The following is a 9,519-nucleotide window of genomic DNA, read 5'->3' on the forward strand; positions in this document are numbered from 1 at the left end:
AGGCGCTATTCTCCCAATGCGACCACCGACGACTTCATGCAATCTCGTATGAGTTGGCGGATTTGGATCGGTCAGCGCCGGCTAGGATTTCACAAGGCTGATCTGCGTGATGGGCTCGATGTCCGTATAGTTGGGCACATCGGCCTCGATAGCCGCCGCATGGTCTCGAAAAGCCGCTTGGAAGGCTTCCACAGAGTCGAAATAAAAATGTCCCATGGCGACATAGGTCGGAGGCGAACCCGGCGCGGCACCGGAGATGCCTTGTTCGACGACCGCCTGGCGGCATGCGGCCCCAAGTCTCTGTTGCAACATCGGCACGTGGAACTTGCAGTAGTAATCCATATTGAACCTACTCCCCTCGAGATTCGGGTAAAGAATGCTCACTTTAACGATCATCTCAACGTCCTCCATTCGCCGCGTGACGAGCTTTCAGTGCTAATACTCCGTAAAGAAATGCAAGATTCAAAAATGCGACAGTTAACACAGGGGTTGACACACGGCCTCTCCGTTAATATCAACTTAACAAAGGTTACTGGGTATTTGGGGATCGGTGCATATTTTGCACGTAATTAAGCGGCGGGCGTAAATTCTCGTCGCCAAAGGGTGTAGTATACGCGTATAGTAAACGACAAATGTGCGGCAAGTGGGGGCGGTATGAGGGTATCGTCAAGATACTTGATGTGGGCCGCATTGGTTGGGGGATTCGCGGCGACGGCTGCCACGCCGGCGCTTGCCGCGTCGCAAATCTATGAATATCGCATCGTGCATCCCGTCTATGGCGACATCGGGACCTACACGAACGTCGTCGAGAAAAAAGCCGGGGACGTGACGGACGTCCAGACCAAGCTCGACGTCGCGGTGAAAGTCCTGGGCGTTGTCCTCTATAGCGAGGCGGCCGTGCGGAGCGAGCATTGGCAGGGCGGGCGGCTGATATCGTTCCACAGCGTCACCGATACCAACGACCAGAAAGTGGAAGTGCGGGGCGAGGCTAATGGCAATAGCTTCGTCGTCACTTCGCCATCCGGAACGGTTGTTGGACCGGCCGACGTCCATCCGTCGAACCCATGGTCCATCAACGTGTTGAACACGAACATGATGATGTCGGCGAAGAGCGGCAAGCTCTATACGGTCCAGTTGCGGAGTAGGGAAGTCGAGGACGCCCGCGCGGATGAAAGCGGGCGGAAGGTGCGTCAATACGAGATCGACAGCGATACGCGGCAATTCGTTTGGCTTGACGACCACGGTGTCCCCGTTGCGTTTCGAACCGAAGAAGGCGAGGCCGCAATCGATTTTCTTTTGATCCGTTATCCTTCGGGAGAGCCGGGGCTGTGGCTCGATGCACCGCCGGGTGTCAGCGCCGCGGCGGCATCATCGCCCCGTTTAGTGGCCGGCCAGGCGTTCCAAGCGTCCTTCGGACATTGAACACGCGTGTGGCGAAGCCGAAATTCGTCACATCTAAGCGCAGAACCGTGCGCGCGAGTTGCGGGATCGCCGCTGATTTGGCCGTTTAGCCCACGCGTTTCGGCGCCGTCAGAATTGGGCATCCATGCGGACGTCCATCATTTCCCGTCATTGAACAAATCATAAATCCAAGCCGTGACTGAAAAATCCGAATGCGCGGCAACAAGCATAAAAGTGATGACGAGGATGACAATGGCGTTGCCGATGATCACGACCGCTAGCCCTCGCCAGAAATTCGGCCAGAATTTTCCAAGTTTTCCGACGGTCCCCCGAACGGCTTCGTCCTTCGTGGCCTCGATTTCGTCACGAAGGTAGGTACGCGCAAAGCCGGCATACCATTCCTCTGCGCGCTTTTCCTTGGCGACAAAATAGCTCTCGGGCTTGTCGAGGAACCATTCGGCAATCTGCGCCGCCGTGGGTTCGGCATCATGCTGGGACTGAAAATGGGCCACCCAGTCGATGCGATCCTGCTCAACGAGCGCGTATGTGAAAAGCGCCACTGCATCCATGTCGCCGTCGCCGTCGAACCCCCGGCGATCGCGCAGGTAATGGAACACCTCGTCCGCGGACTTGAGCGGCTTCAAGGCTTCCTTGCAGGGGCCGATGACCCCTTGGTTTGCATGCGCAAGGACAATGCACGAACGGCGCGCAATACCTTCTCGCGCCGCTCCGCCCAGGTTCTCCCCGTCCGGTCCAGCTTCCGCGGTCGAGGCGGCCTTACCCCAGCTCGAGCCATGCGCTCCCCCCGTTTGTTGATGCTAGGCTATCGCAAGTTTCGCGCTGAGGCGAGAGGCGCGATGGCTGGGCGGGGGCTATATTTGCACTCTCGCCCGGTGGGAAATCGACTTGGTGTGGGAAATCGACTTGGCGGCAGAAATTCAATCCGATCGCACCCTCCCCAAAGGGGGTGCTACTCCGGTCACCTTGGCCGACCTTTAAGGCGGAGATTATAGTTCTTGAACCGCTGCCAGCGAGGCCGGTGAGATGCGACGCGACGTTATTGCGATTGGATTGCTTCTTTGGGGCATCCTCCTGTTTGCCGCGCCGGCGCGCGCGTTTGACGAGAGTTATTCGTTCAGCGGGTTCGGCGAAGGCAACAGAACCTGCGAGGAATTCATTGCAGCGCGGCAAAAAGAACTGGTCGCGCGCGCCTCAAAGGGAGGTACCGAGAATGTCCAGTATACAATCGCCTATGCAGCCATCTACGCTTTCATCGAAGGCTGGGTCACGGCTGCGGACTTATTTCTGCCTCACACCTACAGCCTGTTCCCAAAGGGGTTGGAGCCCGCGATGATTTGGCTCGACAACTATTGTCGCGAGAACCCTTCGAAAAAGCTTGCTGCCGCGCTGCCGATGCTTTGGCTTGCTGCCTTTCCGGGACGCGAGCAGGCGGCACCCAAATAGATGTTGGCGGCACGCGCGACAGGGTCCCCAAGACTATCCGCCTGAGACGATAAATCGGGATGTGCCAAGAAGGGTGATTTCACCGGGCCGGAGATCCCTCAGTGGGGATTAGGAACTTCAATCCAGCCCGCCATGCTGATAAACTGGAAGCCGACCGTCGCGGCTCATCCGAGAATTTGCATTTCCGGGGGTGGAGCCATGCTACGCAAAATTGCAGACCTCATGGCTACCGACGAACTCGTAACGCTAACGCCGTCAGCCACGGTTTTCGACGCCGCTTGCGCTATGAAGGCGCGGAAGTGCGGCTCGGTCCTGGTCACGGTCGGCGGCAAGCTCAAAGGTATCTTCACGGAGCGCGACGTCGTGAATCGCGTGATCGCCGCCAAACTCGATCCGACGACAACGGCACTTGCCAAAGTCATGACTGAAAATCCCGACACGGTGACGCCGGACACACTCGCCGTCGAGGCGCTCAGGATGATGGAAGATGGCGGCTACCGTCATCTGCCGGTCGTTCGCCGAGGCCGCATCCTCGGCGTCGTCTCGCGCCGCGACTTCTACGGCGAGGAAAAGGCGGAACTCGAGAGGGAGCGCCAAATCTGGGAGCGGATCGGATAGCGGCATCGACGTCGATCCAGCGAAGCCCGACCACGCTCCGCGGCACTCAAGGAGAGTGCATGCCGCCGGCGGTAATCTGCGATCCCGACGAAAAGTGAAACGCGACCGCGCGGTCGGGCGGTGACGAGCCGTCCTGCGGACAACGTCGATACACCGCTAGTGAGGGAGGAGGGCCATGCCAACTTACATCGCACTTGTCACCTACACCGATCAGGGTATTCGTCGGGTCAAAGAGTCACCCAAGCGTCTCGATCAGGCGAAAGCGCTCCTCAGGGAGATGGGTGGGGAGTTCAGGTCGTTCTACATGACGATGGGCGGTTACGATATCGTTGTCGTTTATGAAGCGCCCGACGACGCCATCTCCGCACGGTTCACGTTGCTCCTCGGAAGTGCCGGATTTGTGCGCACGACAACGCTTAAGGCATTTCCCGAACAAGCATACCGGGAGATCATTGCCTCGTTGGCCTAGTGTGGCTAAGCCGAAACTCGCCACATCTGGGTGCGGCGCCTACCACGGCGTCCGCGTATCCCAACTTCATTACCGGGTCGGGATAGGCGCGAACGCGCGTCGAATTTCACGCGGCCCGCGCTTTTGCCGAGGGCGTTCTCCATTCGGTTGTCAGCGAATCCAATAACGGCGGTTGACGTAAACGTAGCGCGTGCCGCCACCCCAGGCGGACAATCCGATCAAGAAGCCCAAGTCATACCACCAACCACTGTTGGGGAAAGCATAGACCCGGACGTGAGTGAAGATGCCGACAATCAAGGCCAATGGCGCCACGAGACCGTGCACCAGCCCCATCAGCAGCCCCGGTTCGTCACCGGAGGTCGCCGGCGGAGGCTGGTAGGCGCAAGCCGAAAGCACGAGAACGAACGCCAAGCCAAGCGGAATTGTCCAGTTCGCTGCTACCTTCGCCATTGCCGCCCTCGCTGACCGTTTGCGACAGCATAGGTTTTAGCACGGTCTCGGGCACAATCGGTATCGAGCGACGCCAAGGGGCAAGCCTTGTCCCGCCCTCGATCTGTGCTGCGGGATGGTGCGAAAACGGGTGAATCGAAGAAATGGCCGCACCTCTATTGCGGTCGCAGCATCTCTCCCATTGCGGCGGTCATCTCTCGAGAAAAATCGGGCATTCTTTCGCGCAGTTGCCGTGCAATGCCGGCCAGCTTCGTCGCGACGAGTTTCGATTTGCCGATCATCTGAAACGCGCACTTGACCGTGATGTAGCCGCCATTTGTCTCGACAATCGATTTGAACTCGTCGACATACGCTGAGAGGCTTCCGCCGTCGAGGAGGATTTCGAGTGCGGATTTGGCGGGGTCCGTGAAATCATACGCAATGAAGTTCAACAACCGCAGAGCACGCGCTTGCGACGGGTCGAGTGCGTCCCATTTCTTCGGCCGCCTCAGGGCCTCCCAGTCGGCATCGGCCAGCGGCGGAAACTTTAGCGGGCTCGCGAAATTCACGGCGGCGACGTAGCCGCCGACCTGTCCAACGCGCTTCTCGATCCGGTTGGGGACATCATCCAAAACGCCACAATATTTGCGAGAGACGGGGAGCATTTGCGAGGGAACGCCGTCGGAGATGTCGTTCGTTTGGTGGACCGAGAACATGAGACCTGCTTGGTCAAGGGCCGCCCACATCTTATCGATCGCCGTATTCAAACCATGCTCGACGGCACGAGGATTGTTCCGCTCGCCACCGAGCGCGTCTTGCACATGGTACCCGCTATGCGACCAATGGACGATGTCAGCGGTTTGGCCACGTGGCATAAGCACGTCATCGCCCGAAAAAAGATCGGCATCCGTTGCCACCGGGTCCTGCGACAGCGGCAATTTACCTTCCTGTGCTGCCGCACGAATTTTTCTTGCTGTCGTTGTCGCGTAGGTTTCCCCCGTTTCCCTGGAAATTCCGCCGCGATAGTCCGTGCAATAAAATGTAATTCCCTTTGGCAGGAACCTTGCGATCTCCGATGTCCATGCCAGGCTGAAATCGCCTGGACCGCAACTGACGTCCAGGATTGCCGTCGGGGCGTTTTGCCTTATCGCCACCCTCTGCTCCGCGAAGCGGTGAAAAGCCTCGCGCATAAGGATCGACTGCATGAACTTTTGGCCGTTGCCCGCAGGCTTCAAGAACTCTGCAAAGCAGACGTCGTAGTCGCGGATTTGAGCCGATAACCCGTGCGTGCCACGAAGGCTCATCTTCGTCATCCCACTCCCGAGGCAAGGATCGCCCTTTTGCGCGACTTGAGCAATGGGCGACATCGCTCGTCGAGCAAGAAACGATCGATCGAACCAAAACACTTATATCCGGCACGTGATCCTTATTCACGATGCAGTGAAATCCAGGCGCGGCAATTTGGCGGGCAGGACACACCCTATCGTCCGTTCAGGCGCGTCAATCGAACGGGGAGTCTGGTAGAACATGTCATCGCTCGAGCCCGTTGAAGACAGTCTCTAGCGTGGGGAATCCGAAATCCGCCCGATCTGGGTGCGCGACCGTGAGTGAATTTCGGATTCGAAGCCACACGCGCACTATTTGGCGGCTGCTTCGATTGGGGAATGTGCGCCCGCCGTTCCCCGTAGCGCCGACATGGCCGAGCTTGTACGGGGAAGACAGAATTGAGCACTGTCGATCCAAGCGCCGGCACCGACGATTTCATCGCCTCCCATCCGCACAGAGCGCTTTTGCGATTTGGACGTCTCATCGGTCGCCAACTCGCACCGGATCGCGAGCGGTGGCCGCTCTGGCTTCCGGCCTTCCTCGGCGCCGGTATTGCCGCCTATTTTGCGCTCACGGTGGAACCTTCCGCCTGGATCGGTTGGACGGGGCTGGCGCTCAGCGCGGCGACAGCCTTGGCCGGCCGTAAGGAGCCGGCAATCCTTTTCGTTAGCCTGCCAATCGTCGCCTTTTTCCTTGGCTTCACGGCTGCTGAATGGCGCGCCGATCGGCTTTCGGCACCGCGGCTCGAGCGCAAACTGGGGCCGACCTCCTTGAGCGGTCGTGTTGTCGAGGTCGAACCGTTGGCCAAGGGTACGCGCGTGACGCTCGATCGTCTGTCGATCGACCGTCTCGATGCGGCGCGCACGCCGCTCAAAGTGCGCGTGCATCTGCGGGCACGGGGGCCGGAGGTTAAGCCCGGCGACAGTGTGTCCGTGAAGGCTGTGCTACTCCCACCTTCGCCCCCGATCACGCCGGGCGCTTTCGACTTCCAGCGGCACGCCTATTTCATGCAGCTCGGCGCGGTCGGCTATTCCTACGGCCGCGCGGTTGTGACGTCGAGCGAACGCTCGGGTTTTTCGCTTTGGCTCACGGCCCTCCGCGAGCGGATTGCGGCACGCGTGGCCGCGGGCCTGGGTGGTGCGGAAGGCGGCATCGCGGCAGCCCTGATGACGGGGGAGCGGGGCGCCATCCCGCCCGATGTCGTCGAAGCGATGCGCAATTCGGGCCTTGCGCACCTTCTCGCGATCGCCGGCCTTCATCTGGGTCTCGTGACCGGCACCCTTCTTTTCGGCGTGCGCGCACTCCTTGCACTTGTGCCGTGGTTGGCGATTCGCTACCCGATCAAGAAATGGGCGGCATTCGCCGCACTGCTCGGCGCCATCTTTTATCTCTTCATCACCGGCGCCACCGTTCCGACCGAGCGCGCATTCATCATGACAAGCGTCGTTCTCCTCGGCGTCATGCTCGATCGCGTGACGATTTCGATGCGTCTTGTGGCCTGGGCCGCCGTCGTCGTGATGCTGATCGAACCGGAAAGCATCGTGGGCCCGAGCTTCCAGCTCTCCTTCGCCGCCGTCGGCGCTCTCATCGCGGCATATGAAACGCTGCGCCCGCGCCTCTTCGGGTGGGGCCAAGGACGCGGCTGGTGGCGTTTGCCACTCAGGTATCTCGGCGGCGTCGCTTTCACGAGTCTGATCACCGGCCTCGCGACGATTCCTTTTTCGCTCTACCACTTCGACCAGGTGGCGGTATTCGGCGTGGTGACCAATCTCATCGCGGTGCCGATCGCTGCACTTTGGATTATGCCATGGGCGATCGTGACCTTCGCACTCATGCCTTTCGGGCTGGAAGCACTCGCCCTTCAGCCGATGGGCTGGGGGCTGAACGCCGTCATCCGGTCGGCGCAATGGGTCGTAAGTTGGCCCGGATCAACGGCAATATTGCCGGCAATGCCGACCTGGGGCATCGCCCTTGCGAGCCTCGGTCTTCTCTGGCTCTGCCTCTGGCGCCAGCCGTGGCGGTGGGCCGGCGTGGTCGGCTTGGCGGTCGGAATTTCGAGCATCGCCATCGCGCGCCAACCGGATGTCATCGTGTCCGGCGATGCACGGATTTTCGCCGTGCGCGCGGCAGATGGACGTACCCTCGTGTCGCCCATTCGCGGCAATGACTTCGAGGTGGAAACGATCCTCAAACGCGCAGGCCAAACTGACCGAGATGTATGGCCTTCGTCGGGCGAAAGCTTGGATGGACGACTTCGCTGCGGCGATTTCGGTTGCCTTTATCGTGCGGCCGGCGCGGTCGTGGCCCTCGCACGTCGTCTGGAAGCGCTCGACGAGGATTGTCAGGTCGCCAGCATCGTCGTCAGCGCCGTGCCCGTGAAGCGAAGGTGCCGCTCTGCAAGCATGGTGATCGATCGCTTCACGCTTTGGCGCGAGGGCGGCCATGCGATCTGGTTGGATGACGGTGCGATGCGAGTCGAGACCGTGCGTCAATGGCGCGGCGACCGACCCTGGACGGACAAACGAAATCCGCGCGGCGGATACGTCGCGGCAATCTCTCCGTGAAAACCGTGAGAGAGATGGGGTCACCGCACCCGCGTCCGCTTCAGCTTGGGGACCACCGCGCAAGAATTATCCCACTCGGCCGTATCACCCGCTGCGGGGACATTGGCGGAACGAGAACTCGAACGGCTTTGCGCCGAATGGAGAATGCGTAAATGAGAAGAGCCTTGTTTTGCGTCCTCGCATGTATGGTTGCGCTCATTGAAGTGCCCGCACCGGCAATGGCACAGGACGTCGTAATCGCCCCGCCGGCGCCGCAAGGCGAAGTCATCCCCGCGCTGCCAGCACCCGGCTATGTGTGGATTCCAGGCTACTGGACGTGGGTCGGCGATCGTTGGGCTTGGGCGGGCGGCCATTACGAACTTGCACCCCGGCCGGGTGCTGTGTGGGTTGTCGGCCATTGGCGCCCGTTGCCGAGCGGCCGTTGGCGCTGGGTCCCCGGTCACTGGAGATACCGCTAGGCGGGTTGCGACCAGATACCTCGGCGTCCAAGGCGCCGCATCGAGGGCGATAATCGCCGACGGCTAATAACGTCGGAACAAGCTGACGAGCTTGCCTTGGATTCGGACACGATCGGGGCCGAAGATGCGCGTTTCGTATTTCTTGTTAGCCGGCTCGAGGGCGATCGAATCGCCCTTGCGCCGAAGTCGCTTCAATGTGACTTCGCTCTCGTCCACGAGGGCGACGACGATTTCGCCATTTTCGGCGGTATCGCCCCGGCGAATGATCACGACGTCGCCGTCCATGATGCCGGCATCGACCATCGAATCGCCTTCGACCTGAAGCGCATAGTATTCACCCCGGCCCAGCATGCTCGCCGGCATGCTGATCGTGTTTGCATGATCGCGCAGTGCTTCGATGGGCGTGCCGGCCGCGATCTTGCCGTAGAGCGGCAATTCGAGGGCCGCCTCATCGCCCTGGCTTTGAGCGCCGCCCAAACGATTGCGAAAACTCCCCTCGATGACCTTGGGAGAGAACTCGCCGGTATTCGCCGCGACGTTGCCGCCGCGGCCGGCGACCGCCGCCGTCTCGGGCAGGCGAAGAACTTCGAGGGCCCGCGCCCGATGGGGCAGGCGGCGAATGAACCCGCGTTCCTCAAGCCCCGTTATGAGCCGATGAATGCCCGATTTGGAGCGAAGTTGCAGCGCCTCCTTCATCTCGTCGAACGAGGGCGAGACGCCTGACTCTCGAAGCCGCCGCTCGACGAACAACAGCAACTCGCGTTGTTTCTTGGTCAGCATCTACGCCTCC

The 9,519-nt window shown here is 60.4% G+C and carries 11 protein-coding genes; 6 read left to right on the plus strand and 5 right to left on the minus strand.

What is annotated here, in order from left to right; translation table 11 throughout:
* Window positions 1–81: 81 nt before the first annotated feature.
* Window positions 82–396, minus strand: coding sequence for an EthD family reductase (locus VEJ16_06110; protein ID HYB09223.1), 315 nt, complete (start codon window positions 394–396; stop codon window positions 82–84).
* Window positions 397–678: 282 nt separating this feature from the next.
* Between VEJ16_06110 and VEJ16_06115 the strand changes: the two genes are divergently transcribed.
* Entirely contained in the window at window positions 679–1,422 is a 744-nt protein-coding gene (locus VEJ16_06115; GenBank protein HYB09224.1) for a DUF6134 family protein, read from the plus strand.
* 137 nt (window positions 1,423–1,559) lie between these two features.
* On the opposite strand, the gene VEJ16_06120 is transcribed toward VEJ16_06115, so the two are convergent.
* A complete protein-coding gene (locus VEJ16_06120) occupies window positions 1,560–2,045 on the minus strand; it encodes a hypothetical protein (GenBank protein ID HYB09225.1) in 486 nt (161 codons plus the stop codon).
* 400 nt (window positions 2,046–2,445) lie between these two features.
* Between VEJ16_06120 and VEJ16_06125 the strand changes: the two genes are divergently transcribed.
* From VEJ16_06125 to VEJ16_06135, 3 genes are all read left to right on the plus strand, one after another.
* Window positions 2,446–2,865, plus strand: a complete 420-nt coding sequence (locus tag VEJ16_06125; GenBank protein ID HYB09226.1) for a hypothetical protein — start codon at window positions 2,446–2,448, stop codon at window positions 2,863–2,865.
* Window positions 2,866–3,063: 198 nt separating this feature from the next.
* Complete coding sequence (locus tag VEJ16_06130; protein ID HYB09227.1) at window positions 3,064–3,483, plus strand: CBS domain-containing protein; 420 nt, start codon at window positions 3,064–3,066, stop codon at window positions 3,481–3,483.
* A gap of 175 nt (window positions 3,484–3,658) precedes the next feature.
* A complete protein-coding gene (locus tag VEJ16_06135; GenBank protein ID HYB09228.1) occupies window positions 3,659–3,952 on the plus strand; it encodes a GYD domain-containing protein in 294 nt (97 codons plus the stop codon).
* 150 nt (window positions 3,953–4,102) lie between these two features.
* On the opposite strand, the gene VEJ16_06140 is transcribed toward VEJ16_06135, so the two are convergent.
* Entirely contained in the window at window positions 4,103–4,402 is a 300-nt protein-coding gene (locus VEJ16_06140) for a hypothetical protein (GenBank protein ID HYB09229.1), read from the minus strand.
* 155 nt (window positions 4,403–4,557) lie between these two features.
* Window positions 4,558–5,694 carry a hypothetical protein gene (locus tag VEJ16_06145; protein ID HYB09230.1) on the minus strand — a complete coding sequence of 379 codons (1,137 nt, stop codon included), beginning with the start codon at window positions 5,692–5,694 and terminating at the stop codon, window positions 4,558–4,560.
* A gap of 411 nt (window positions 5,695–6,105) precedes the next feature.
* Between VEJ16_06145 and VEJ16_06150 the strand changes: the two genes are divergently transcribed.
* On the plus strand, window positions 6,106–8,271 hold the full coding sequence (locus VEJ16_06150; protein ID HYB09231.1) for a ComEC/Rec2 family competence protein: 2,166 nt from the start codon (window positions 6,106–6,108) through the stop codon (window positions 8,269–8,271).
* 152 nt (window positions 8,272–8,423) lie between these two features.
* A complete protein-coding gene (locus VEJ16_06155) occupies window positions 8,424–8,729 on the plus strand; it encodes a YXWGXW repeat-containing protein (protein ID HYB09232.1) in 306 nt (101 codons plus the stop codon).
* Window positions 8,730–8,792: 63 nt separating this feature from the next.
* On the opposite strand, the gene lexA is transcribed toward VEJ16_06155, so the two are convergent.
* On the minus strand, window positions 8,793–9,509 hold the full coding sequence (lexA, locus tag VEJ16_06160) for a transcriptional repressor LexA (GenBank protein HYB09233.1): 717 nt from the start codon (window positions 9,507–9,509) through the stop codon (window positions 8,793–8,795).
* Window positions 9,510–9,519: the final 10 nt, after the last annotated feature.

The sequence above is a fragment of the Alphaproteobacteria bacterium genome (assembly GCA_035625915.1).
Lineage (GTDB): Bacteria > Pseudomonadota > Alphaproteobacteria > JACZXZ01 > JACZXZ01 > DATDHA01.